We start from the raw sequence: 23979 nt of genomic DNA, 5'->3' as shown, positions 1-23979 counted from the left end.
CCCCATCCTCCCCCGCCGGGCGAGGGGTCAGCGGATGTCCACTTAGGATGATCGCGGGGCCGGGGACTTGTCAGCGGCGGCGGGCGGGGAGAAGGATCACCTGCATGGACGTCGTGGAGTTCCGGCCGCAGCGTGAGCAGTACGCCTGGACGTTCGGCGGCGTGGCTCCGGTCCGCCACGTCGCCCCCGGCACATGCCTGCGGTTGTGGACGGAGGACGCGTTCGGCGGCAGGCTGCGCAGCCCCGCCGACCGGCCCAGCGAGCGGCTGGACATGAGCGAGGTGAACCCGCAGACGGGGCCGTTCCACGTCGAAGGCGCGGAGCCGGGCGACACCCTGGCCCTGCACTTCGTCGAGCTGGAACCGGCCAGGGACTGGGCGGCGTCGGCCACGATCCCGTTCTTCGGCGGGCTGACCGGCACCGACCGTACCGCCCTGCTGCACGAGCCGCTGCCCGAGCTGACGTGGATCTACCAGCTGGACCGCGAACGCGAGGTCGTGGTGTTCGAGGCGTTGCGCGGAGGGCTCCGGCTGGACCTCCCGCTGGAGCCGATGCTGGGCACCGTCGGCGTCGCCCCGGCCGGCCGCGAAGTGCGCACTTCCTTGGTGCCGGACAAGTTCGGCGGCAACATGGACTCGCCGGAGATGCGCGCCGGAGCCACCTGCTACCTCGGCGTGAACGTGGCGGGCGCACTGTTCTCGGTGGGCGACGGGCATTACCGCCAGGGCGAGGGAGAAGCGTGCGGCACGGCGGTGGAGGGCGCGATGAACGTGACCCTGATCGTCGAGCTGATCAAGGGACACGCCCCGGTGTGGCCGCGGATCGAACAGGACGAGAACTACATCGTGGTCGGCTCGTCGCGGCCGCTGGAGGACGCGTGGCGGGCCGGCCAGGCCGGCATGATCGACTGGCTGCACGAGCTGTACGGCCTGCACCGGCTCGACGCCTACCAGCTGCTCACCCAGATCGGCAAGGCGCCGCTGGCGAACGTGGTGGACGCGAACTACAGCGCGGTCACCAAGATCCCGAAGAACCTGCTCCCGGCCGCGCAGGCGTACCAGGGTATGCATCAGTACCTCCGCGAGCAGGCCGCGAATCTTTAGGAGCACACGATGGATCTCCAGCTGACGGGTCTGCGCGCCGTGGTCACCGGCGGCACCAGGGGAATCGGCCGTGCGATCGTGGATTCCCTCGCCGCGGAGGGCGCCGCGATCGCCTTCTGCGCCCGCACGGAGGCCGATGTCGAAGCCGCCGTCGTGGAGCTCACCGACGCGGGCACGCAAGCCGTCGGCGGCGCGGTCGACGTGGCGGACGGGCCGTCACTGGCGGCGTGGGTCCGCGAATCGGCGGAGGCACTGGGCGGGCTGGATATCGTGGTCGCCAATGTGAGCGCGCTGGCGATCGGCCCGGACGAGCGGAAGTGGCAGGCGAGCTTCGAGGTCGACCTGATGCACACCGTGCACCTGATCGACGCCGCAATGCCGTTCCTCGAAAAGAGCGAAGCGGCGTCGATCGTGGTGGTTTCGAGCGTGTCCGGCCGCGAGGTCGATTTCGCCGCCCCGGCCTACGGTTCGCTGAAGGCGGCGCTGGTCCACCACACCCAGAGCCTGGCTTTCCAGCTGGCGGACAAGGGAATCCGGGCGAACAGCGTCTCCCCCGGCAAGGTCTTCTTCCCGGGCGGCATCTGGGAGCGCGCCAAGAACGGCAACCCGGAGCTGTACAACCAGGCACTGGCGCTGAACCCGACCGGCCGGATGGGCAGGCCCGGGGAAGTGGCCTGCGCCGTGACGATGCTCGCCAGCCCGCGGGCCTCGTTCATCACCGGCACGAACCTGGTCGTCGACGGCGCGCTCACCCGCGGGATCCAGCTCTAGGCGAGCGCCGGGTACAGCGCCGGAACCCCGCCGGCGAGCCCGGCCCGCACGGTGCGGCTCACGTCGTCGGCGAGGATCTCGTAGTCACCCGCCGCGAGGCCGTCGATTGCGAGCTTCGCCACGGCCGCCGGGTCGCTCTTGGGGGCCTCGACGCCCGCGGCCATGTCGGTGTCCATGTACCCGACGTGCAGCCCGCTCACCCGGATTCCCCGCTCCGCCAGTTCTTGGCGCAGCGTGTTCGTCAGCGACCACTCGGCGGCTTTCGCGGCCGAATACGCACCGGAGGCCGGGAAACTGATCCACGACAGCACCGACAGCACGTTGAGCACGGCGCCACCGCCGTTCGCGGCGAGCACCGGCGCGAAGGCCCGAATCATCGACAGAGTCCCGAAAAAGTGTGTGTCGATCTCCAGCCGCAGGTCCTCGAACGGCCCGTCCAGCAACCCCGCCCCGGTCCAGCTGCCCGCATTGTTGATCAGCAACGTGGCATCCGGCGCCGCCTCCGCCGCGGCGGCGACCGACGCGGGATCGGTGATGTCCAGCGCGATCGGCGTGACACCGGGCAGATCGATCGACCCCGGGTCACGCGCCCCCGCGTACACGGAGGCGCCCCGCGCCAGCAGCTCCTCCGCCAGTTTCCGGCCAAACCCCCGGTTGGCACCCGTCACCACCGCGACACTTCCCGCGATCTCCATCCGACCTCCTAGGTTCATCTACCGAACCTACCCAGTCAGTTGGAAAAGTCAACTCGATCGCCGGAGGTCACGGCACCGCGCCTCAGAGCATCGAGCGCAACCGCAGCAGCGCCTGGTGCTGCGCCAGCCGGACCTGGCCCGGGCTCAGCCCCAGCACGGTCGCGGTGTCCTCTGTGGACAGACCGGTGCCGACGCGCAGCATCACGATGTCGCGGTCCAGCGCGGGCAGCGCGGGCAGTAGTTCCATCAGCTCCGTCCCGGCAGGCGGCGCCGCCGGCCCCGGCGCGAGCTCGTCCACGGTCCGCACCGCGATCTCGTGCACCAGACGGAGAAACGGGCTGCCGTCGTAGCCCGGCACGGCCACGAGCACGGCGCGCCCCGCTTCGTGGGCGACCTCGTCGGCCTCCTGGTACGAGCCCTCGCGGCGCCCCATTCTGGCGCGGCAGTACCGCACCAGAATGGGGCTCACCGCGGCGACCAGCCGCGCGATCAGTTCCGGGTCACCACCGCCCGCATCACGTGCCAGCCGGTCGAGTTCGGACTGTCCCGACGAGGTCGCCACGGAATCGCCTGCCGCGTCGTTCAGCACGATCACGCACCGGGCATCGGGTTCGGCCGGATGACACTGAACGCGGCACCCTGCGGATCGGTCAGCACCGCGAACCGGCCCGGCGGGATGTCCGTCGCCGGTACGACGACCCCGCCGCCCAGCTCCGTCGCTCTGGCCACGGTCGCGTCGGCGTCGTCCACGATGAAGTACACCGACCAGTAGGACGGGACTTCGGCGGGCATGGCGGGATCCATCGCCATCATGCCGCCGATACTGGTGCCGCCGAGCTTCCACTCGGTGTAGCTCATCTCGCCCATCCGCTGTTCGGCCGGCTCCCAGCCGAACACCGCGTGGTAGAAGGTCCCCGCGGTGTCGGTCCGGCGGGTCGCCAGCTCGTTCCAGCCCAGCGTGCCCGTCTCGTTGACCAGGGCCGCGCCGGTGAACCCGCGCGGCTCCCAGACCCCGAACACCGCGCCGGCGGGATCGGCGAACACCGCCATCCGGCCGCGCCGCGGGATCTCCATCGGCTCGGCGAGAACCTGCCCGCCGGCCGCGGTGACCGCCTTCGTGGCGACATCGGCGTCCTGCACCGCGACGTAGGTCAGCCACGCGGGCGGCATCCCCGCCTGCGCGGCCCCGATCCCGGCGACCGGCTTGCCGCCGAGGTCACAGATCCGGTAGCCGCCGAATTCGGCCCCCTGGTCCACGACGTTCCACCCGAACAGCTCCCGGTAGAACCCGGCCGACGCCTCGACGTCGGTCGTCATCAGATCGACCCAGCACGGCGTGCCGGGTTCGTACTCCGCCTTATCCACGACTGACCACCTTCCGAGCGGACAAGCCCTCCCCGGTCGAGAGTGCCTGCCCGGCGGTCTTCCAGTTAGGGCCTAAATGCCTTTAGTTGCCGCTTGACACGCAGCGGGCCGGTTCGCATACTAAACCTTCCAGTTGAACAACTAGAAGGTTGAATAAGGATGGCCGACCAGCTCAGCACCACCTTCGCCGCACTCGCCGACCCGACGAGGCGCGCGATCCTCGCCCGGCTAACGGCGGGCGAGGCCACCGTGAACGAGCTGGCCGAGCCGTTCGAGATCAGCGTCCAGGCCGTCTCCAAGCACCTCAAGGTGCTGGAGAACGCGGGCCTGATCAGCCGCGGCCGGGACGCGCAGTCCCGCCCTTGCCGGCTGGAAGAAGCCGGCCTGGCCGTGGTCACCGAGTGGCTGGAGGGCCACCGGCGGATGTGGCAGGGCCGGTTCGACCGGCTCGACCGCAAGATCAAGGAAATCCAGCGAGAGGAATCGTCATGACCCAGACCGAACTGACCGCCGTCGCGGGCCAGCCCGTCATCACCGTGACCCGCGAGTTCGACGCGCCGGCCGAACTGGTCTACCGCACCTACACCGACCCCGCCCTGATCCCCGAATGGTGGGGGCCGGACGAATACACCACCGACGTCGAGGTGATGGAGGTCCGCCACGGTGGCCGCTGGCGCTTCGTGCAGACAGCCGAGGACGGTGGGCAGCACGCTTTCCACGGCGTCTACCACGACGCGGTGCCCGGTGAGCGGATCGTGCAGACCTTCGAATACGAGGGCGCCCCCGGCCACGTGCTCCTGGAAACCATGCGCTTCACCGATCTCGGCGGGCGCACGCGGGTCACGGGCACGTCGGTGTTCCAGTCACTGGAGGATCGCGACGGCATGATCGCGGCCGGTATGGAGGCCGGCGCGGTCCGCTCGTACGAACGGATGGCGGAACTGCTCGTGAAGGTGCCAGTGGACTGAGAACGTGCGCAAGCCGTGAGGCTCCACAGTGGACGGTGCCCGGGTTTTTCGCCCTTCCGGTGAATTGTCAGTCTCGCCGCGTGCCCCGTACCCTCTACCGAGGGTGATGGATATGACACGTCAGGTAGTGCACGACCCTTTGCCGGCCCTGCTGCGGCGCGCCGTCCGAGTGGTTCCCGCGGCGGAACACGAAGATTTCCCGCTTCCCGAGCATCCAGGGCTCGCGCGGCTCGCCGAAGGCGGCTTGCTGCACCGGCTGGCGCCCGGGTACTACGCGATAGTCCCGCACGACGCGATAGGCACGGCATGGCTGCCGGAGCTGGAGGCGGCGTGCTGGGGCATCGCGGCGGCCGATGACGGGCCGCGATCGGTTGCCCTGATGGGGCTCTCCGCGGCGCAGGCACATGGCGCATACGAGGATTCGCCGGGCGTCGGCGTGGTGGCCACCACCCGCAACCGGCCCACGCTGCGCTTCACCGACCGGGAGGCCACGGTCTCCTTCGTCCGCCGGGACCCGCGCCGGCTGAAGATCGAGCGGTACACCAGCTCGATGGGCAACGGCTGGGTGACCACGGTGGAGCAGACGCTGCTGGACCTGGCGGCGTATCCGCAACTGGGCGGCCGTCCGGACAGCGCGCAGGACGGCATCACGGCACTCATCGGCAAGGCCGACCCGCACGTGCTGTACAGCCTCGCCAGCGCGCAGCGCCGGCTCGGTGCGCTGGACCGGATCCTGCAACAGGTGTAAGCGCTTTCCGTCAAGCCCGGGCACGGTTACCGTGTCCGGGCTTCAGGCGCTCATCCCGCCGTCCACGACCAGCGTCGTGCCCGTGGTGAAACTGCTCAGGTCCGACGCGAGGTACAGCATCGATCGCGCGATCTCCGCCGCACTGGCGTGCCGGCCCAGCGGGATCGACTCGTCGAAGAAGGCCGTGGCGTCGCGGCCGAGCACCTTGCTCAGCCGTTCTTCCAGCCCTGTCTGGAAAGAGTTGCGCACCGGGCCGGGATGGATGGTGTTGACCCGGATCCCGCGCGGCGCGGCCTCCCTCGCCACCGAGCGCATCAAGCCGATCTGTGCGTGTTTCGCGGCTATGTAGGCGGAAACGCCGGGATCCCCGCGCAGCGCGGCGACGCTGGAAGCGATGATGATCGAACCGTTGTCGCGCATCGCGGGCAATCCGTGCTTGCACGCGAGGAACGCCCCTCGCACGTGCACGGCGTAGACCGCGTCGAACACGTCGGTGGGATATTCGGTCACCGGCGCGATTTCACCGGTGTTCCCGGCATTGCTGACCAGCACGTCGATCCCGCCCCAGCGCGAAACCGACGCCCGCACGTAACCCTCCACATCGGACTCCCGGGTGACGTCGGCGACCTGGTAGGCCGCGTTCGCCTCCCCCAGTTCGCCCACCGCGGCACGAAGTTCGTCCTCGTTCAGGTCGGCGAGCAGCACGCGCGCCCCGTGCCCGACGAACAGCGCGGCCGTCGCCAGCCCGATACTGCCCGCGCCGCCTGTGACAACGCAGACCTTGTCCCGCAACGACATTCCGTTCACCGGGCGAAGTTGCGCCGCACGCCGCGCCACACCGAGTCGTAGTCCGGCTGCAGATGCGCCGCTTCGCGCGCGGCCTCGGTGGTCACCACCGGCAAGCGGGTCTCGAACATGAACGCCAGCGTGTCGTCGACCTTCTGCGGCGCCAGCTCCGCGTTGCTGGCCTTCTCGAAGGTCTCCGCGTCCGGCCCGTGCGCCGACCACATGTTGTGCAAGCTCGCCCCGCCGGGCACGAAACCCTCGGCCTTCGCGTCGTAGACCCCCTTGACCAGCCCCATGAACTCGCTCATCACGTTGCGGTGGTAGTACGGCGGGCGGAAGGTGTCCTCGCCGACCAGCCAGCGCGGCGCGAAGACCACGAAGTCCGCGTTCGCCTGGCCGGGAGTGTCCGTCGGCGAGGTCAGCACGGTGTAGATGGACGGGTCCGGGTGGTCGTAGCTGACCGTGCCCAGCACGTTGAACCGCGCCGTGTCGTACTTGTAGGCGCCGTGGCTGCCGTGCCACGCGACGACGTCCAGCGGCGAGTGGTCGTAGTCGGCGGCCCACAGCCTGCCGCCGAACTTCTGCACCACCTGGACGGTTTCCTCGCGGTCCTCGAAAGCCGCGACGGGGTAAAGGAAATCGCGCGGGTTGGCCAGGCCGTTGGCGCCGATCGGGCCCAGCTCCGGCAGGGTGAACGGCCGCCCGTAGTTCTCGCAGACGTAGCCGCGCGCGTGCTCGTCCAGCAGCGCCACGGTGAACCGCACCCCGCGGCCGATCACCGCGATCTCCCCCGGGTCCACGCGCAGCCGCCCGTACTCGGTGTGTATCAGCAGGCCGCCGAGTTCGGGCACCAGCAGCAGTTCGCCGTCGGCATCCACGAAGTACCGGTCGGTCATCGACGTGTTCGCGACATACCAGTGGATGGCGATCCCACTGCGCTGCAACACATCTCCGTTGGCGCCGATGGTGTACAGCCCGTCGACGAAGTCCGTCGGCCGCCGCGGCAGCGGTGGGGCGTTCCAGCGCAACCGGTTCGGGTCCGCGACCCCGCCCGGCACCGGGGCGCTGAGCAGCGTCGGCGATTCGATCGGGCGGAACCGGGGATGCGCCGCCGACGGCCGGATGCGGTACACCCAGTTGCGCCGGTTGTGCGCGCGGGGCTCGGTGAACGCGGTGGCGCTGTGCTGCTCGGCGTAGAGCCCCAGCGGCGCCCGCTGTGGCGAATTCCGGCCGTCCGGCAGCGCCCCCGGCACCGCCTCGCTGTGGTGTTCGTTGCCGAACCCCGCCGAATACTCCAGTGCCGTCCAAAGCCGCGGTTCGGCCGTGCTCGTCATCTCCGTGCACCCCCACTTCGATGGATCCGCCGTGGCCAGCGTCGTCCCGAGCGACCATGCCGTCAACCGCGGGGCATTACAGTGGGTGGCGTGGTGACGATCAGTGGCGGGCAGCTTCGCGGTGAGACCGGCGAGGACGGGCTGACCGCCTATCGCGGCATCCCCTACGCGCGGGCGGCGCGGTTCGCCCCGCCCGAGCCCGCGCCGCCGTGGACCGGCGTCCGCGACGCGACCCGGCACGGCCCGATGAGCCCGCAGCCGCCGTTCCGCCCCGGCTCCGTCACCGGCGAACCACCGCCCGCACCACAGAGCGAGGACTGCCTGAACCTGACCGTGCTCACCTCCGGCACGGCGGGGCCGAAAAAACCGGTGCTGGTGTGGATCCACGGCGGCGCCTACGTCACGGGTTCGGCCGCGATGCAGTTCTACCAGGGCCGCCGGCTCGCCGCCGAGGGCGAGGTCGTGTTCGTCGGCATCAACTACCGGCTCGGCGCGCTGGGCTACCTGAAGCTCGACGGGGTCTCGCCCGGGAATCTCGGCCTGCTCGACCAGATCGCCGCGCTGCGGTGGGTCCGCGACAACATCGAGGCGTTCGGTGGGGATCCCGCGGCGGTCACCGTGGTCGGCCAGTCCGCCGGGGCGCATTCCATCGTCTGCCTGATGGCCGCGCCGGCCGCCAGGGGCCTGTTCCACCGCGCGATCGTGCAGAGCGCGCCGCTCGGGCTCGGCATCGCCGGGAAGCGCACCGCCGACCGCACCGCACGTTTTTTCACCGCCGCCCTGCGCGCCGATCCGCGCACCGCGACGGTGCCGGAAATCCTTGCCGCACAGGCGAAAGCGATCGCACGGGCGGCCGGCCCCGGCGGGTTGTACTCGGTCCCGCCGTTCTGCCCGGCCGCGGACACCGAACCCCTGCCCGGCTCCGCGCGCTGGCTCGGCGACGCGGCCGCCCGCGCCCACGACGTGGCCGTGCTGATCGGGACCACCAGGGACGAAATGAACGCGTTCCTCAACGGCAAACCGGAACTGGCCCCGCTGGAAGCGTTTTCCCCGGTCCGCAAGGGACTCGACGGCGCCAAGAAGGCCGTCACCAAGTTCGTCTTCGAGACACCGTCCCGTAAGTTCGCGGACAGGCTCGTCGCCGCGGGCGGGAAAGTGTTCAGCTACCGGTTCGACTGGTCCGCGCCGGGGTCGGGTTTCGGTGCCTGCCACTGCATCGACCTGCCGTTCCTGTTCGGCGACGCCGAATCCTGGGCAGCCGCGCCGATGCTGGCCGGCACCGAATGGGACGAGTTGTCCGATCTCGGGCACCGGCTGCGGCAGGCCTGGATTTCCTTCACCCGCACCGGTTTCCCGGGCTGGCGGGCACATTCCCCCGGTGCCGCGCCGGGTTTCCGCTGGCGGGCCAGTGGTCCGGACCATGAAGTTTCCCCGGCGGCCGCGCGGGGGTAGGGTGTCAGGCACTCCGCCGCCTATTCCCGGAGGATGTGCCAGATGGGCAGTCTCGGTCGCTGGGCACGGGTCGCCGTCGCCATCGCGCTGGGCGCGATGTTCGCGCTGACCGGCACGTCACACGCGGCGGCGTCCTTGACCCCGCGCCAGCTCGCCGGCCAGCGGGTGATCTATTCCTATCCCGGGCTGACACCGCCGCAGAGCCTGCTGGACCGTATCCGCACGGGCGAGGCGGCAGGGGTGATCTTCTTCGGCGAGAACATCTCCGGCACGCAGCAGATCGCTTCGGTGATCGCACAGCTCGACGCGGCGAACGCGGCCAGTCCGGTGAAACAGCCGCTGCTGCTGATGACCGACCAGGAGGGCGGGAAGGTGCGGCGGCTGCCGGGCGAGCCCACCCTGTCGGAGAAGCAGATCGGCGCGTCGGCGGATCCCGTCGCCGCCGCTACGCAGGCCGGCACCGGCGCGGCGCAGAACCTCAAGAGCGCCGGGATGAACGTCAACCTGGCCCCGGTTCTCGACGTCTACCGGACCGAGGGCGACTTCGACGACCAGTACGGCCGCTCCTACAGCAAGGACCCCGCCGTGGCGGGCAATCTGGGCAAGGCGTTCATCACCGCGCAGCAGCAGGGCGGGGTGGCGGCCGCCGCCAAGCACTTCCCCGGCCTCGGCTCCGCGACGGCCGACCAGAACACCGACGAGACGGCGGTGACCATGAACGTGCCGCTGCAGGAACTGCGGGATGTCGACGAAGCGCCCTATCCGGCGGCGCTGTCGGCCGGGGTCAAGCTGGTCATGGTGTCCTGGGCGACCTATCCGGCGCTGGACGCGGGCCACCCGGCCGGGCTCTCGGCCAAGGTCGTGCGGGACGAACTGCGCGGTCGGCTGGGCTTCGGCGGCGTGACGGTGACCGACGCGCTGGAGGCAGGTTCGCTGCGCGCCTACGGCGCCACCGGCCCGCGCGCGGTGGCCGCCGCGAGCGCCGGGATGGACCTCATCCTCGCCTCGGCCCGCGACGCCGCCCAAGGTGACGACGCGGCCGACGCCATGGTAAGCGCGCTGCAGTCCGGTCAGCTGAACGAGGCCGACTTCACCGCGGCCGCGGACCGGGTGGACGCGCTGCGCGGCAGCCTGGGCTGAGCCGGAGGCCTACTCGCCGCCCTGCTGTTCGGCGAGGAAACGTTCGAACTCCGCGCCCAGCTCCTCGGCCGTCGGCATCGAAGTCTCGTCCGCGAGCAGGTTCTTCCGGTCCATCGCCTCGACGAACGTGTCGTACTGCCGTTCCAGCGCGCGCACCACCTCGGCCACCTCGTCTGACTCCGCGACCTGGCGCTCGATCTCCTCGTCGGTGCGCCGGGCGGCCTCGGCCAGCCCCTCGTCCGGCACCGACAGCCCCGCGATCCGGGTCACCGAACCGAGCAGGGTCAGCGCCGCGGCCGGGTACTGGGACTGCGCGAGGTAGTGCGGCACATGCGCGGCGAAACCGGCGGCGTCGTGCCCCGACTCCCCCAGCCGTAGCTCGACCAGCGCCGCCGCGCTGCCCGGCACCTGCATCCGGTTGAGCACCGCCTGGTACTCGCCGATCAACTCCGCGCGGGTGGCGTGCGCCGTCACGCCGAGCGGCCGCGTGTGCGGGGCGCCCATCGGAATCCCGTGGTAGTGCACCACCATCCGCAGCTCCCAGCGCTCCACCAGGCTACGCACGGCGGACGCGTAACGCTCCCACTCGTGGTCCGGCTCCGGCCCGTCCAGCAACAGGAACGGGGTGCCCGCCTCGTCGTGGAACAGGCGGACGGCGAGCTCGGGCGCGGCGAAGGACGCCCAGTGATCGGCCGCGAAAGTCATGGTGGGGCGCCGTGCCCGGTAGTCGATGAGCCGGTCCACGTCGAACCGGGCCACCACCGTCGAGTCCAGCCGCGCGCGCAGGTGCTCACTGACCGATTTGCCCGCCATCCCGGCATCCATGAACCCGTCCAGCTGGTGCAGCAGCACCGCCCCGGTCAGTTCGGGAAGCTCGGAGTCCACCTCGTAAAGATCCTCCGGATCGAACACCACAGCCTCCTGCGTCTTCGTACGTGCATCCCTCTAAGGCATGAACATACGGGGGCGATCGTTTCATCCCGCGAGCACGTCACCGCAGGTCAGTCCACAAGGGACGGTCGGCTCAGCGCTTGCGCGCGAGACCGGCGTAGACCTGGGCGCGCTCGGGGTTGCGGTCACCGTCGGGCGCCACGTCCGGCCGCCACAGCGGGACTGGGACCAGGCCCGGTTCGACCAGGTCCAGCCCGGTGAAGAACTGGGCCAGCCGCTCCGGTGGGCGCATCGTGACCGAGGGCGGCGGGCCGAACATCTTGGTGTAGAGCGCCCACCAGTCGTCGACCTGATCGCTCGGCGTGAAATGGGAAAGGCCCAGGTAGCTGCCCGGCGCGAGCGGGCCCACGAAGCCCTCGAGCACCTCGTCCGGATCCTGCAGGTCCGGCAGGTACGCCAGGGTCTCGATCACCAGCACGGCGGTGGGCCGCGCCGGGTCCAGCAGGCGCTGGACCTCCGGGGACTGCCAGACGTCACCCGGATTGAGCAGATCGGCACACACGTACGCGGCGTTGTCGTTACCTGCCAGCAGCCGCACACCGTCCTGCCACAGGCCGGGGTCGCGGTCGACGTAGACCACCCGGCACGCCGGCTCGGCCTCCTGGGCCACCTCGTGCACGTGCCGGGCGGACGGGATGCCCGAACCCAGGTCGAGGAACTGGCGGACCCCCTGGCTCACCAGGTAGCGCACCATGCGGCCGAGCATCCGGCGTTCGGCGCGCACGAGGTAGGGCAGGTGCGGGGCGCAGACCACGAACCGTTCCCCGAGATCACGGTGGACCTGTTCGTTGTCGGTCCCGTCGAGCCAGTGATCCCGGATGCGCGCGAGCACGCCCGGATCGTCCACAGCCGGCAACTGGGCGATCTCGGTCGGCGATACCACTTTCGGTGCGCCTCCTCCAGCCGGATTTCACCGTCCGGTGACTGATCTTCAGCCGTGCAGGTCGAAAAGTCTACCGCGCCCGAGCGCACTGTGGTGCCCTGGTGAGCGCTGCTTCTGCCAACCGACTGATCAGGCGAAACAGACGAGAGGGGTTTGACGTTCAGTGACCGGCGACGGTCTCCATCGTGTGACGAAGCCGGGCGATGTCCGCCGGGCGGACACGGCAGCAGCCTCCGGCGAGGTCGGCCCCGGCCAGCAGCTCGGGCCGGAACCGCGAGCCGCCGGTCCACCGCCGCGCCGCCGCGTCCCACACCTCGCCGCTGTTCGGGTACGCGATCACGGGCTTGCCCGTCACCTGGCGCGCGATCTCCAGCGCGGGCCCGACGTCCTCAGGGGCGCAGCAGTTGACCCCGACCGCGACGATCCGCTCGTCGCCTGCCGCGACGGAGAACGCCTCCGCCAGCGGTTGCCCGGCGCGGGTGCGGTCGCCTTCGATCGTGTAGGACAGCCACGCCCGCACGCCGAGCCCGTCGATCGCGGCGAGCATCGCGACCGCCTCGTCGATGTCCGGCACCGTCTCCAGCGCGAACAGATCGGGCCCCGCCTCGGCCAGGATTTCCGCGCGGGCGCGGTGAAACCCGGTGAGCCATCCGACGCTGAGCCCATAGCGGCCGCGGTACTCCGACCCGTCGGCGAGGATGGCACCATACGGCCCGAGCGACGCCGCGACCCAGCGCGTGCCGCCGACGAGCTCCCGCGCCCGCCGCGCCAGCTCGACGCTGCGGCGCAACAACACCGCCGTCTGCTCTGGCTCGAATCCTTGCGCGGCAAAGCCCTCGAAGCTGGCCTGATAGCTCGCGGTGATGGCGACGTCCGCGCCGGCACGGAAAAAAGTCTCGTGCGCGGCGATGATCTCCTGCGGATCCTCGGCGAGCAGCCGGGCGGACCACAGCGCGCCGGACAGGTCGTGACCGCGGGCCTCGAGTTCGGTGGCGAGCCCGCCGTCGAGCAGGATCATGGCGGCCCTTCGCGCAGCAGCACCAATTCCCGGTACCAGAGGTCGGCGAGGATATCGAGGAGCATCTCGCGGTCGTGCTCGACCCCGCGTACGAGCCAGTGGTAGCAGAGCCGTTCGAGCTGCAGCACCAGCAGCGAAGCGCGGGTGAGCCCCACTTGGGCCTGCTCGCCCGTCCAGCGCAGCAGGTACGGCTCCAGTTCACGGGCGGCGTCGGTGATCCAGCGGTAGTGGCGCGCGGCCACCTCGGGGTCGGCGGCGATCGCGTGGTTGATCACGTCGATCTCGACCCGGTAGCGGCTCCAGAACTCCAGCACGTGCCCGTCCAGCCAGGACCGCACGCGTTCCCTTGTCAGCTCCGGGAAATCCGCCGTGCGCCGGTACATCGCCGCGCCGGGCGGGAGCGCACGTTCGAACAGGCAGGCCGCGATGTCGGCCTTGTCGCGGAAGTGCGCGTAGAAGGTGGCGCGGCTGCCGTTGGCCTCGGTGACGATGTCCGCGACCGTGGCCCCGCGATAGCCCAGCCGCTGGAAAACCGTTCGCGCGCAGACCAGGTAGCGCTCGTGTGCCTCCTTCCGCTGCTGCTCGCGGAAGGCGTTGCGCGGTGGGGCGGCCGCGGGGCTCGACGTCACGGGTCCCATGGTAATCGCAGAAAATCCCTGGCGCCGCACGGAAAGGGTTGCGGCTTGCGCCGGGGTGGGCCGCGTCAGCAGGCCGCCTCCCCTCCCAGCCGCCCTCTCAACTGGCGGCTGGGCTACGGATCCCCGTTCATCCTGGAGCCTGCCTGCCCGCGGGGGCGCTTTTTCTCTTGTGTCGCAAGGAGCGACGGTGGGTGGTGTCCAGTTCGGACTGCGACAGGGCCCGGCGGCAGCCGCCGACCTCGTCGAACCGCCCCGAAACTCCCCTGACATCCCCGGGAAACCACCCGGTTGCGACCTCGCACGGGCGAGCAGGAAAAATCTCCGCCCGGATGACCCAGCACCTGGCCAGACACCGACACAGCGCCTTCACACAGCTTTAACGCCGGCCGCATTGACGCCCCAGGAGGCCGGGACCTAATTTTTTCAGGACAGCACTTCGCATCGGCCAATGCGCGAACAAGACCCGGCTCAACGGCGAGCGGACAGCGGTTTCCCCCACCACTCCCCCGCGAGGTGCACCGATGTCGGAAGCAGTCGACACCCCCGCAACGACCGAGCAGGCGGCCGCCCCGCCATCCGCACGCAGGTACAACAAGTGGACCCGCAACAGCACGCTCGAAGACTACTCTTTGCGTTACGCGCCAAGGTCTTTCCGCACGTGGACGCCCTACGTCGTGGCCACCACGGCGCTCGGCGGCATAGCCTATCTCGCCGATTTCGCCATCGGCGGCTCGATCGCGATCACCCACGGTTTCGCCACCGCGGTCACCGCGATCCTGGTCGCCGCGGTCGTCATCTTCGTGACCGGAGTGCCGATTTCCTATTATTCGGCGAAATACGCGATCGACATGGACCTGCTGACCAGGGGCGCCGGCTTCGGGTACCTCGGTTCCACGCTCACGTCACTGATCTACGCGAGCTTCACGTTCATCTTCTTCGCGCTCGAAGGCTCGATCATGGCGCAGGCCTTCGATCTCGGGCTGCACATCCCGCTGGCCGTCGGCTACCTGATCGCCTCGCTGATCATCATCCCGCTGGTGGTCTTCGGGATGACCGCGCTGTCGAAACTGCAGGTGTGGACCCAGCCGGTGTGGCTGGTGCTGATGTTTGCGCCGTTCGTCTCCATCGCGATCATCGACCCCGGCAAGTACTCCGAATGGACCTCCTTCGCCGGCAACTCCACCACCGGTTCCTCGGTGAGTCTGCTCGGGGTCGGGCTCGGCGCCGGGGTGGCGCTTTCGCTGATCGCGCAGATCGGCGAGCAGGTCGACTACCTGCGTTTCATGCCGGACAAGACCGCGGCCAACAGCAAACGCTGGTGGGCCGCGGTGCTCGCGGCGGGCCCGGGCTGGGTGGTGCTCGGCGCGTTCAAACAGCTCGGCGGCGCGTTCCTGGCGTTCTACGTGGCCGACGAGGTCGGGCTGGTCAAGGCGGGCGAGCCGATCGAGCAGTTCCTGGCCGGGTTCAAGACCTTCATGCCACCCTGGCTCGCGCTGACCATCGCGACCTTTTTCGTGGTGCTCTCCCAGGTGAAGATCAACGTCACCAACGCCTACTCCGGTTCGCTGTCCTGGTCGAACTTCTTCTCCCGGTTGCTGCACCGCCACCCCGGCCGGGTGGTGTGGATCTTCCTCAACGTCGGGATCTCCTTGGCGCTGATGGAGTTCGGCGTGTTCGCGTTCCTGAACACGGTGCTGGGCTTCTATTCCAACGTGGCCATCGCGTGGATCGGCGCCGTGACCGCGGACCTCGTGGTGAACAAACCGCTCGGGCTCAGCCCGTCCTACATCGAGTTCAAGCGGGCGCACCTCTACAACTTCAACCCCGTCGGCTTCGGCTCGATGCTGGTCGCCTCAGTGGTCTCGATCCTGGCCTTCTTCGATGTGTTCGGCGAAACGGCGCAGGCCTTCTCCCCGTTCATCGCCATCGTGCTGGCGTTCGTGCTCTCGCCGCTCGTCGCGCTCGCGACCAAGGGGAAGTACTACATCGCGCGGCACGACGAGCAGCCCGAACCGCTGATGGCCGGCGGCGTGCTCTCCGGCGTCACGTCGGAGTGCGTGGTGTGCGAGGAAACGTTCGAACGGCCGGACATCGTGAGCTGCCCGTTCCACGCCGGCGCGGTGTGCTCGCTGTGCTGCAGCCTGGAGAGCAGCTGCCACGACATGTGCAAGAAACCGGTGGCACTCGGCCTGCCCACGATCGTCTGAGCGAAGGGAGATCCCGATGCGGCACGGAGACATCAGCTCCAGTGACTCGGCGGTCGGCGTGGCCGTGGTGAATTATCACATGCCCCGCCTGCACACCACGGAAGAGATCATCGCGAACTGCCAGGCGATCGCGGACATGGTGCGGGGCATCAAGAGCGGCCTGCCGGGGCTGGATCTGATCGTGTTCCCCGAGTACTCCACGCACGGAATCATGTACGACCGCGACGAGATGTTCGCCAACGCGGCCACGATCCCGGGCCCGGAAACCGAGATCTTCGCCGAAGCCTGCCGCGCCGCCGGCGTGTGGGGCGTGTTCTCGCTGACCGGCGAACGACACGAAGACCACCCGGCCAAGCATCCCTACAACACCCTGGTACTCATCGACGACCGGGGCGAGATCGTGCAGAAGTACCGCAAGATCCTGCCGTGGGCGCCGATCGAGGGCTGGTACCCGGGCGACCGCACCTATGTGTCCGAAGGCCCGAAAGGCATCAAGCTCAGCCTGATCGTCTGCGACGACGGCAACTACCCCGAGATCTGGCGCGACTGCACGATGGCCGGCGCCGAACTCGTGGTGCGCTGCCAGGGCTACATGTACCCGGCCAAGGAACAGCAGATCCTGGTGGCGAAGGCGATGGCGTGGATGAACAACACCTACGTCGCCGTCGCCAACGCCGCCGGGTTCGACGGGGTCTACTCCTACTTCGGGCATTCGGCGATCGTCGGCTTCGACGGGCGCACCCTCGGCGAATGCGGCACCGAGTCCAACGGCGTCCAGTACGCCGAGCTTTCCCTGCCGCTGATCCGGGACGCGCGGGCGAACTGGCAGTCGCAGAACCACCTGTTCAAACTCCTGCACCGCGGTTACACCGGCGTCCATCACTCCGGCGACGGCGACAAGGGCGTGGCGGAATGCCCGTTCGACTTCTACCGCACCTGGGTCGAGGACCCAGCGCGGGCACAGAAGCAAGTGGAGGAGCTGACGCGGAGCACGCTCGGCACGGCGGCGGCGCCGGTGCCCGGCATTCCGCACTGACCTACCGCGCTGACGTGGGAAAACGTGGAACGGCACCCGGCGCCGGGTGTCGGCCCGGGACAAAGGAGTCATCCCGGCGACGAGTGCCTTCCTCTAGGCTGAACGATCGAAATCGTCACGGAAACGAACGTGCGTTGCACTTTCGGTGTACTTGAACCGGCGCCTCCGGGTTAATCTCGAAGGGTGGCAGCCGGGGAGGGCACCGAGGTCGCCGCGACCGCCCACCATTGGAGTGGGCGCGAAGCGCGGCTGCTGCGCCATGCCCTTCGCCTGTCGGTCCGGGCATACGCAGCGTATCTGGGCGTGGCCGCGCGAACGGTGGCCAAGTGGGAGTCCGGCGGCACCGCCACCATCCCGAGGCCGGACACCCAGGCGATCCTCGACACGGCGCTGGCCAGGGCGGACGACAACGCACGCCGCAGGTTCGACCTCCTGCTGCGCCAGGCGAACGGCGAGCAGCCTGCCGCGCCGCACGGCGGGTACGACTTCGAAGCCTGGGCCGACGACCTCGACCGCACGATGGTTTCCCTCGGCCGCCAGGAATTCCCGTTGGCGCGCACGCTGATCGACCGCTGGCTGCGGCAGTATCAGCCCAACAGCAACGACACCCGCGGCATGGACCTCTACGGCCGCACCCTGCGGATGCTCGGCGAAGTGCTGCAGGACCAGGGCGTCATCCAGGGGCCGCTTTCGGCTCAGCAGAGCTACCGGCGCGCGCTGCGGGTCTTCAGCGAACTCGGGATGCCGCGGCGGGTGGCGCAGCTGGAACTGAAGCTCGTGGTGCTCGACGAAATGTCCGGCAGGCTCGATTCCGCCGCCCGGCAATACGAATCGCTGACGGCCGACGAGCGGCTCAGCGAACACGACCGCACCAAGGCGCGGCTGTGGGTCGGCACGGCCTTGAGCAAAAAAGGACTCAACGGCCAGGCCGTGAATCACATCGTGCCCGCCATCCGCGGTTTCGAGAAACTGGAAGAACCCTCGGACTGGTCGATCGCGCACCAGAAACTCGCGCTCGCCCACCGCGGCGACAACAATCTCACCGCGGCCACCGAAGCGATCGAAATAGCGTTGGCGCACAAGGTGAGCGACACCCCGCTGCAACGAGTCCGGCTGAACACCGCGTACGCGCACATCCTGCTTTCCGACCAGGCGAACACCGATGCCGGAATCCGGCTGCTGGACCAGTGCGCGCACGTTTCCCGGCAGTTCGGGCTGCGGCACCAGCTCACCAGTATCGACGGAATCCGGCTCGCTTTCGAGCGTCAGGCCTGAACGGGAATCGGTACCGGCACGAATGCGCGAGAATCTCATCAGCGGTGAATGGGCGGACGCCGAACTGATCTGGCGTTACCACCGGCTCGGCCACCGCCTGCGCGGGTGTTCGGCCGCGATCGCGCTCGGCTGCAACGATCTCGGTGTCGCCGCCTACGCCGCCGAGCTGTATCACCGCGGGCTGTTCCCGCTCCTGGTGTTCAGCGGCGCCAACAGCCGGGAAACGTTCACCACCTTCCCGCGCGGCGAGGGAGTCCATTACCGCGAGCACGCGCTGGAACTCGGCGTGCCGGACGACGCGATTCTCGTCGAACCATGCGCCACCAATACGGGTGAAAACATCACCCTTTCTCGCGATCTGCTCCAGTCACTCGGAAAACATGTCGATTCCCTGATGTTGATCTCCATGCCTTACATGGAACGGCGTGCTTTCGCCACCACCAGGAAAATCTGGCCCGACGTGGAGCTGGTCTGCACCTCGGTCCCGATGTCACTTTCGGAGTACCGGCGAACCCGGGCGCACGGCACCGAACTCATCGACATGATGATCGGCGATCTGCAGCGGATCATCGAATATCCCGGTCAGGGCTTCGCGATAGCCCAGGACGTTCCCCCGACCGTGTACGCGGCGTACGAAAGATTGGTGGCCGCCGGATATCGCAGCCGGATGCTGTGATCGAATACCGCGCGTGCCGCCGACCCCCGAGAGATCCTGCGCCGTCCACCAGCCCAATTTGTTTCCGCGACTGTCCACACTGGCCAAGCTGATGCGGGCCGACGTGTGGGTCGTGCTCGACGATGTCCAGTTCAACTCCCGCGACTACCAGCACCGGGCCCGCCTCGCCGCGCCGGACGACCCGATGACCCAGCAATGGCTTTCGCTGCCGGTGCACCGCCCGCACGGCCGTGCCAGCCTGATCGGCGAACTGCGCCTGGCCGACCCCGGCACCAGCCGCCGCCGGGTGGCGCAGCTGGTCCGGCAGTACTACGGCCGCGCCCGGTTCTGGGCGCAGGCTTCGGCGGCGGTGGACGAGGTGCTGGCCGCGCTGGCGCTGACCGACCGGCTGGCCGAAGTCGCCGAGGTGTCCACCCGCGCGCTGCTGGCCGGGCTCGGCTGGCGCGGCGAAGTCGTGCGCTCCAGCGAAATGCGGTCCAGCGACCAGCGCTCCGAGCGGCTCGCCGACCTGACCGCCGCCGTCGGCGCGGGCAGGTACCTGTGCGGCCGCGGCGGCGCGCGATACCTCGACGAGGGACCGTTCACGGCCCGCGGCATCAGCGTCGAGTACCCGGCCCCGCCGCCGTTGTGTGGCAAGGACGGCATGCGCACCGCCAGCGCGCTCTGGGCCTACGCCACCCACGGCCCGGCCGGCCTGCGCCGCGAGCTCGACCCGGTGCCGGTTCCCGCCTGATCCCCGTTCAGAGCGCGAAGCGTTCCAGCGCGCGGATTTTGTTGGTGGCGTCCAGAGCGGCGACCTTGTACGCCTCCGACAGGGTCGGGTAGTTGAAGACGGCGTCGACGAGGTAGTCGACGGTGCCACCGCAGCCCATGACGGCCTGGCCGATGTGCACCAGCTCGGTCGCGCCGCTGCCGAAGACGTGCACCCCGAGCAGTTTCCGGTCCGTGGTGGACACCAGCAGCTTCAGCATCCCGTACGAGTCCCCCGAGATCTGTCCGCGCGCGAGCTCCCGGTACCGCGCGGTGCCGACCTCGTAGGGCACCGACGACGACGTCAGTTCCGCCTCGGTCGCGCCGCAGTAGGAGATCTCCGGGATCGTGTAGATCCCGATCGGCTGCAGCGCGCCCAGTTCGTGCACCGGCTCGCCGAAGGCGTGGTACGCCGCCAGCCGCCCCTGATCCATCGACGTCGCGGCCAGCGCCGGGAAGCCGATCACGTCGCCGACCGCGTAGATGTGCTCGACCGGAGTCCGGTAGTGCTCGTCCACCGGCAGCCGGCCGCGGCCGTCCGCCTCCAGCCCCGCCGCGGGCAGGTCCAGCTCCTCGGTCATGCCCTGGCGGCCCGCCGAGTACATCACCGCGTCGGCCGGAATGCGCTTTCCGCTGACCAGCGTGGTCATCGTGGCGTGGTCGGAGACCGCGACGTTGGCGACCTTCTCCCCGAACCGGAAGGTGACCTGCAGGTCCCGCAGGTGGAACTTGAGCGATTCGACGATCTCCGGATCACAGAACTCCAGCATCCGCTCACGCTGCTCGACCACGGTGACCCGGCTGCCGAGCGCGGCGAACATCGACGCGTACTCGATCCCGATCACCCCGGCGCCCACGACGACCAGCGAGGACGGGATCTCCTCCAGATGCAGGATCTCGTCGGAATCCAGCACCCGCGCGGCATCGAAGTCGACCGCGGCCGGCCGCGCGGGAGTCGTGCCGGTGGCGATCACGATCTTTTCCCCGCTGATCGTGCTCCGGTCGCCGGGGTGAATGCCCTTCACCGCGATCGTGTGCGCGTCGAGGAACGAAGCTGTGCCGCCGAGCAGCTCGACGTGGTTGCGCAGCAACTGCGCGCGCACGACCTGTACCTCACGGCCGACGACGTGCTGGGTGCGCGAAAGCAGGTCCGCGATCGTGATGTCCTGCTTGACCCGGTAACTGGCGCCGTAGAGCTCGCGCTGGTTCATCCCGGTCAGGTACAGCACGGCCTCGCGCAGGGTTTTCGAGGGGATGGTGCCGGTGTTGACGCAGACGCCGCCGACCATGTCCTGGCGGTCGACGACGGCCACCCGCTTGCCCAGTTTCGCGGCCGCGATCGCCGCCTTCTGCCCGCCGGGGCCGGAGCCGATGACGATCAGGTCGTAGTCGTATTCGCTCACCCGCCAAGCCTGGTCACCGCCGCACCGGGGCGCAAGGTCCTTTACCCGGATATTGCGAAGCGCACCGATTGTTCAAGGGGAAACCGGGTAAAGGTAATGCGCGGTGGTCACAACGTCGCCCTTACGGAAAGGTGGCTATCTTCGGAGTCGTGCGTCTTTCCCGTGGCTTGCCCCGATTCCTTGGTTCGTGCGCGATCGCCGGTGTGCTGGTGGCCGGGGTGCTCGCCCCGGTCGCGATGGGCGCCGGCCTGCTGTCCAACCAGGTGAGCGATTCGGTGGACGGGATTTCGGCCAGTCTCGCCTCCAGCCAGCAGCCACTGGTGACCACGGTGACCGACCGCGACGGCAACCCGATCGCGACCCTGTTCGACCAGTACCGGCTGCCCGCCACCTACGACCAGATCTCCGCGGCGATGAAGGCCGCGATCGTCTCGGTGGAGGACAGGCGGTTCTTCTCCGAGGGCGGGGTGGACCCGAAGGGCATGCTGCGTGCCGCGCTGCACGACTCCTCCGGTGGCAGCACCCAGGGTGGGTCCACGATCACCCAGCAGTACGTGAAGAACTATCTGATCAACGTGGTGGACCGCAACGACAAGGCGGCGCAGTACTCCGACAAGGCCGACACGCTCGCCCGCAAGCTGCGCGAGGCCAAGATCGCCGTCCAGCTCGGCCAGAGCGAGTCCAAAGAGGACATTCTCACCGGTTACCTGAACGTGGTGGAGTTCTCCGGCAACATCTACGGGATCGGCGCCGCCGCGAAGGCGTATTTCGGGACCACGCCGGACAAACTGAACGTGCAGCAGTCCGCGCTGCTGGCCGGCATGGTGAACAACCCGAACCTGTACAACCCGTACACGCACCCGCAGCAGGCGCTGGAACGGCGCAACACGGTGATCGACGACATGGTCTCCAACCGCACGCTCGCCGAGCCGGACGCCGAGACCGCGAAGGCCGCGCCGCTGGGCGTGCTGGAGAACGGCCCGCAGATCCCGTCGAGCACCTGCATGGGCGCGGCGCCGGACGCCGGTTTCTTCTGCCAGTACGCCGAGCAGTACCTCATCCAGGCCGGGTTCACCGCCGACCAGCTGGCCACCGGCGGCTACACGATCAAGACCACGATGGACCCGGTGGTCAGCCAGACGGTGAAGAACGCGGTCGAGGCGAACGTGCCGACCACGCAGTACGGGGTGGCCAACACCTTCGCCGTGATCCGGCCCGGCGCGTCCGCGCACGAGGTGCTGGCGATGGTCGCCAACCGCAACTACGGCACCGATCCGGCACAGGGCGAGACCTCGTCCAACATCGTCGCCAACGCCAGCAACGTGTTCGGCGCGGGATCTTCGTTCAAGATCTTCACCTCCGCGGCGGCACTGGAATCGGGCAAGGCCGGGCTGAACACCCCGCTGCCGAACCAGGCGGGCCAATGCTTCACGCAGCCGGGCGCGAACAAGTACACCCCGCCGTACTGCGTGCAGAACGACGGTACGAACTACCCGGACCCGATCTCACTGCGCGACGGGCTCGCCACCTCGCCGAACGTCGCGTTCGTCGGGCTGGAGTCGCAGGTCGGGATGCCCGCCGTGCTGGACATGGCGCGGCGGCTCGGCCTGCGCAACACGCTGAACACCAACGACGCCGGCGCGACCCCGGACCCGTCGTCGCAGAACCCGCAGTACAGCGAGCCGCAGTCGCAGTACTTCGGGAACAAGCTGTCCTTCACCCTGGGCAACAGCCCGGTGAGCACGCTGGAAATGTCCAATGTGTCCGCGACCCTGATGAGCGGCGGGATGTGGTGCCCGCCGAACCCGATCATGTCGGTCACCGACCGCGATGGCGCGCCGGTGCCGGTGAAACAGCAGGCCTGCGAACAGGTCGTGGCGCCGGGGCTGGCGAACTCGCTGGAGGCCGGGCTGAGCCAGGACACGATCAGCGGCACCTCGGCGTCGGCGGCGCGCTCGGCCGGCTGGGCACACGCCGACATCGGCAAGACCGGTACGACCCAGCAGAGCGAGTCGGTCGCCTTCGTCGGCGGGGTCGACGACTACGCGGTGGCCTCGATGGTGTTCGCCGACGGCCCGAAGCCGGAGGAGGTCTGCCCCGGCACCCCGGTGCACCTTGGCAGCTGCGGGCACGGCGCGTTCGGTGGCACGGTGGCCGCGCCGCCGTACTTCCACGCGTTCAGCCAGTTGCTGGCCGGCCGCCCGGACACCCCGATCCCGGCGGCCGATCCGATGTACCTCAACGCGAGGAGCTAGCAGGCGTGCTCGCCGGCATCGTCTGCTGATCCCCGGAACAGCCCCAAAAACAGAACTCGTCCGGGGTGCCGTCCCGATAGATCACCATGCTCCGGCCGGTCCAGCGCTCACCCATCAGGTCGCCGAGCGGGCCTGCCGGCGCCGGCCGGTACACGTGATCGAATCCGGCGGCGGACGGCTGCCGGGTGCCGAACACCTGCTTGAGCTCCGCGGAGCCCAGCGGAGCTGCTCAGCGGGCGGATGAAACCGACGCCGTCTTCGTCCGCGGAGATGTGGTGTGTCGAAGGATCGTATGCGTCCCTGCCTCCCAGAACTCCGCTTCCTCCAGCGCGGACAATGACGCCGGTCTGGGCACCGCTTCGTCCACGTACTCGGGATCGATGTCCTCCCACCGCCAGCGGTAGTCACCACTGGCCAGGGTCTGTTCCTGTACCGCGGGAAGTGTCTGCTCGACACTGCCCGCATACGGTGCCCGATAGTCCCATCCCGACGCTCCCACAGAGCCTCCTTCTTCCCGCTGATCTT

The 23979-nt window shown here is 69.2% G+C and carries 25 protein-coding genes; 13 read left to right on the top strand and 12 right to left on the bottom strand.

What is annotated here, in order from left to right:
- The first annotated feature begins 104 nt into the window (after positions 1–104).
- Positions 105–1103, top strand: coding sequence for an acetamidase/formamidase family protein (locus VHD82_RS29575; RefSeq protein ID WP_325711364.1), 999 nt, complete (start codon positions 105–107; stop codon positions 1101–1103).
- A 9-nt stretch (positions 1104–1112) separates the two neighbouring features.
- Entirely contained in the window at positions 1113–1874 is a 762-nt protein-coding gene (locus tag VHD82_RS29570; RefSeq protein WP_325711360.1) for an SDR family NAD(P)-dependent oxidoreductase, read from the top strand.
- Here VHD82_RS29570 and VHD82_RS29565 read toward each other — a convergent pair.
- From VHD82_RS29565 to VHD82_RS29555, 3 genes are all read right to left on the bottom strand, one after another.
- Positions 1871–2569, bottom strand: a complete 699-nt coding sequence (locus VHD82_RS29565) for an SDR family oxidoreductase (RefSeq protein WP_325711357.1) — start codon at positions 2567–2569, stop codon at positions 1871–1873. The genes VHD82_RS29570 and VHD82_RS29565 overlap by 4 nt on opposite strands.
- Positions 2570–2651: 82 nt before the next feature.
- Positions 2652–3164 carry a sigma factor-like helix-turn-helix DNA-binding protein gene (locus VHD82_RS29560; RefSeq protein WP_325711354.1) on the bottom strand — a complete coding sequence of 171 codons (513 nt, stop codon included), beginning with the start codon at positions 3162–3164 and terminating at the stop codon, positions 2652–2654.
- Positions 3161–3934, bottom strand: a complete 774-nt coding sequence (locus VHD82_RS29555) for a VOC family protein (RefSeq protein WP_325711351.1) — start codon at positions 3932–3934, stop codon at positions 3161–3163. The genes VHD82_RS29560 and VHD82_RS29555 overlap by 4 nt, the downstream gene beginning before the upstream one ends.
- Before the next feature lie 159 nt (positions 3935–4093).
- Between VHD82_RS29555 and VHD82_RS29550 the strand changes: the two genes are divergently transcribed.
- The 3 genes from VHD82_RS29550 to VHD82_RS29540 all read left to right on the top strand — a co-directional run bounded on the left by VHD82_RS29550 (position 4094) and on the right by VHD82_RS29540 (position 5650).
- A complete protein-coding gene (locus tag VHD82_RS29550; protein WP_325711348.1) occupies positions 4094–4426 on the top strand; it encodes a metalloregulator ArsR/SmtB family transcription factor in 333 nt (110 codons plus the stop codon).
- Positions 4423–4902, top strand: a complete 480-nt coding sequence (locus VHD82_RS29545) for an SRPBCC family protein (RefSeq protein ID WP_325711345.1) — start codon at positions 4423–4425, stop codon at positions 4900–4902. The genes VHD82_RS29550 and VHD82_RS29545 overlap by 4 nt, the downstream gene beginning before the upstream one ends.
- Positions 4903–5014: 112 nt before the next feature.
- On the top strand, positions 5015–5650 hold the full coding sequence (locus tag VHD82_RS29540; protein WP_325711342.1) for a type IV toxin-antitoxin system AbiEi family antitoxin domain-containing protein: 636 nt from the start codon (positions 5015–5017) through the stop codon (positions 5648–5650).
- Positions 5651–5692: 42 nt separating this feature from the next.
- Here the strand turns inward: VHD82_RS29540 and VHD82_RS29535 are convergent, their stop codons facing one another.
- Together VHD82_RS29535 and hmgA are read right to left on the bottom strand one after the other, a co-directional pair.
- Positions 5693–6448 carry an SDR family oxidoreductase gene (locus VHD82_RS29535; protein WP_325711527.1) on the bottom strand — a complete coding sequence of 252 codons (756 nt, stop codon included), beginning with the start codon at positions 6446–6448 and terminating at the stop codon, positions 5693–5695.
- Between the two features lie 5 nt (positions 6449–6453).
- Entirely contained in the window at positions 6454–7770 is a 1317-nt protein-coding gene (hmgA, locus tag VHD82_RS29530) for a homogentisate 1,2-dioxygenase (protein WP_325711339.1), read from the bottom strand.
- A 90-nt stretch (positions 7771–7860) separates the two neighbouring features.
- Here hmgA and VHD82_RS29525 point away from each other — a divergent pair, with 90 nt between their 5' ends.
- On the top strand, positions 7861–9222 hold the full coding sequence (locus tag VHD82_RS29525; RefSeq protein WP_325711336.1) for a carboxylesterase/lipase family protein: 1362 nt from the start codon (positions 7861–7863) through the stop codon (positions 9220–9222).
- Positions 9223–9264: 42 nt separating this feature from the next.
- Entirely contained in the window at positions 9265–10362 is a 1098-nt protein-coding gene (locus VHD82_RS29520; protein ID WP_325711333.1) for a glycoside hydrolase family 3 N-terminal domain-containing protein, read from the top strand.
- A gap of 9 nt (positions 10363–10371) precedes the next feature.
- On the opposite strand, the gene VHD82_RS29515 is transcribed toward VHD82_RS29520, so the two are convergent.
- The 4 genes from VHD82_RS29515 to VHD82_RS29500 form a co-directional block, all read right to left on the bottom strand.
- Positions 10372–11277, bottom strand: a complete 906-nt coding sequence (locus VHD82_RS29515) for a PAC2 family protein (protein ID WP_325711330.1) — start codon at positions 11275–11277, stop codon at positions 10372–10374.
- Positions 11278–11386: 109 nt separating this feature from the next.
- Complete coding sequence (locus VHD82_RS29510) at positions 11387–12196, bottom strand: SAM-dependent methyltransferase (protein ID WP_325711323.1); 810 nt, start codon at positions 12194–12196, stop codon at positions 11387–11389.
- A gap of 160 nt (positions 12197–12356) precedes the next feature.
- On the bottom strand, positions 12357–13214 hold the full coding sequence (gene mmuM / locus VHD82_RS29505; RefSeq protein ID WP_325711320.1) for a homocysteine S-methyltransferase: 858 nt from the start codon (positions 13212–13214) through the stop codon (positions 12357–12359).
- Positions 13211–13843, bottom strand: a complete 633-nt coding sequence (locus VHD82_RS29500) for a TetR/AcrR family transcriptional regulator (protein ID WP_325711317.1) — start codon at positions 13841–13843, stop codon at positions 13211–13213. The genes mmuM and VHD82_RS29500 overlap by 4 nt, the downstream gene beginning before the upstream one ends.
- A gap of 530 nt (positions 13844–14373) precedes the next feature.
- Between VHD82_RS29500 and VHD82_RS29495 the strand changes: the two genes are divergently transcribed.
- From VHD82_RS29495 to VHD82_RS29475, 5 genes are all read left to right on the top strand, one after another.
- On the top strand, positions 14374–16059 hold the full coding sequence (locus tag VHD82_RS29495; RefSeq protein ID WP_325711314.1) for a hypothetical protein: 1686 nt from the start codon (positions 14374–14376) through the stop codon (positions 16057–16059).
- 16 nt (positions 16060–16075) lie between these two features.
- Complete coding sequence (locus VHD82_RS29490; protein WP_325711311.1) at positions 16076–17095, top strand: aliphatic amidase; 1020 nt, start codon at positions 16076–16078, stop codon at positions 17093–17095.
- A 183-nt stretch (positions 17096–17278) separates the two neighbouring features.
- Positions 17279–18370: a hypothetical protein gene (locus VHD82_RS29485; protein ID WP_325711308.1), complete on the top strand. Its 1092-nt coding sequence runs from the start codon at positions 17279–17281 to the stop codon at positions 18368–18370.
- A gap of 22 nt (positions 18371–18392) precedes the next feature.
- Positions 18393–19046, top strand: coding sequence for a YdcF family protein (locus VHD82_RS29480; RefSeq protein WP_325711305.1), 654 nt, complete (start codon positions 18393–18395; stop codon positions 19044–19046).
- Positions 19047–19104: 58 nt separating this feature from the next.
- Positions 19105–19779 (top strand): WbqC family protein, encoded by a 675-nt coding sequence (locus VHD82_RS29475; RefSeq protein WP_325711302.1) that lies wholly within the window; start codon positions 19105–19107, stop codon positions 19777–19779.
- A gap of 7 nt (positions 19780–19786) precedes the next feature.
- On the opposite strand, the gene sthA is transcribed toward VHD82_RS29475, so the two are convergent.
- Positions 19787–21199: a Si-specific NAD(P)(+) transhydrogenase gene (gene sthA, locus VHD82_RS29470; protein ID WP_325711299.1), complete on the bottom strand. Its 1413-nt coding sequence runs from the start codon at positions 21197–21199 to the stop codon at positions 19787–19789.
- Positions 21200–21348: 149 nt separating this feature from the next.
- Here sthA and VHD82_RS29465 point away from each other — a divergent pair, with 149 nt between their 5' ends.
- On the top strand, positions 21349–23454 hold the full coding sequence (locus tag VHD82_RS29465; protein ID WP_325711296.1) for a transglycosylase domain-containing protein: 2106 nt from the start codon (positions 21349–21351) through the stop codon (positions 23452–23454).
- On the opposite strand, the gene VHD82_RS29460 is transcribed toward VHD82_RS29465, so the two are convergent.
- Positions 23438–23650, bottom strand: coding sequence for a hypothetical protein (locus VHD82_RS29460; protein WP_325711293.1), 213 nt, complete (start codon positions 23648–23650; stop codon positions 23438–23440). The two genes, VHD82_RS29465 and VHD82_RS29460, sit on opposite strands and share 17 nt — an antisense overlap.
- Before the next feature lie 33 nt (positions 23651–23683).
- Positions 23684–23953: a hypothetical protein gene (locus VHD82_RS29455; RefSeq protein ID WP_325711290.1), complete on the bottom strand. Its 270-nt coding sequence runs from the start codon at positions 23951–23953 to the stop codon at positions 23684–23686.
- Positions 23954–23979 lie beyond the last annotated feature (26 nt).

The organism is Amycolatopsis sp. (genome assembly GCF_035546795.1).
GTDB lineage: Bacteria > Actinomycetota > Actinomycetes > Mycobacteriales > Pseudonocardiaceae > Amycolatopsis_E.
The sequence above is the reverse complement of the archived record's forward strand: the minus strand, read 5'-3'. Positions and strand labels throughout refer to the sequence as shown.

Excerpts from the sequence above, each read along its gene's own strand:
- VHD82_RS29545 (WP_325711345.1), top strand. The coding sequence starts at position 4,423 with ATGACCCAGACCGAACTGACCGCCGTCGCGGGCCAGCCCGTCATCACC.
- VHD82_RS29540 (WP_325711342.1), top strand. The coding sequence starts at position 5,015 with ATGACACGTCAGGTAGTGCACGACCCTTTGCCGGCCCTGCTGCGGCGC.
- VHD82_RS29490 (WP_325711311.1), top strand. The coding sequence starts at position 16,076 with ATGCGGCACGGAGACATCAGCTCCAGTGACTCGGCGGTCGGCGTGGCC.
- VHD82_RS29550 (WP_325711348.1), top strand. The coding sequence starts at position 4,094 with ATGGCCGACCAGCTCAGCACCACCTTCGCCGCACTCGCCGACCCGACG.
- mmuM (WP_325711320.1), bottom strand. The coding sequence starts at position 13,214 with ATGATCCTGCTCGACGGCGGGCTCGCCACCGAACTCGAGGCCCGCGGT.
- VHD82_RS29495 (WP_325711314.1), top strand. The coding sequence starts at position 14,374 with ATGTCGGAAGCAGTCGACACCCCCGCAACGACCGAGCAGGCGGCCGCC.
- VHD82_RS29520 (WP_325711333.1), top strand. The coding sequence starts at position 9,265 with ATGGGCAGTCTCGGTCGCTGGGCACGGGTCGCCGTCGCCATCGCGCTG.
- hmgA (WP_325711339.1), bottom strand. The coding sequence starts at position 7,770 with ATGACGAGCACGGCCGAACCGCGGCTTTGGACGGCACTGGAGTATTCG.
- VHD82_RS29570 (WP_325711360.1), top strand. The coding sequence starts at position 1,113 with ATGGATCTCCAGCTGACGGGTCTGCGCGCCGTGGTCACCGGCGGCACC.
- VHD82_RS29565 (WP_325711357.1), bottom strand. The coding sequence starts at position 2,569 with ATGGAGATCGCGGGAAGTGTCGCGGTGGTGACGGGTGCCAACCGGGGG.
- VHD82_RS29480 (WP_325711305.1), top strand. The coding sequence starts at position 18,393 with ATGCGCGAGAATCTCATCAGCGGTGAATGGGCGGACGCCGAACTGATC.
- VHD82_RS29575 (WP_325711364.1), top strand. The coding sequence starts at position 105 with ATGGACGTCGTGGAGTTCCGGCCGCAGCGTGAGCAGTACGCCTGGACG.
- VHD82_RS29535 (WP_325711527.1), bottom strand. The coding sequence starts at position 6,448 with ATGTCGTTGCGGGACAAGGTCTGCGTTGTCACAGGCGGCGCGGGCAGT.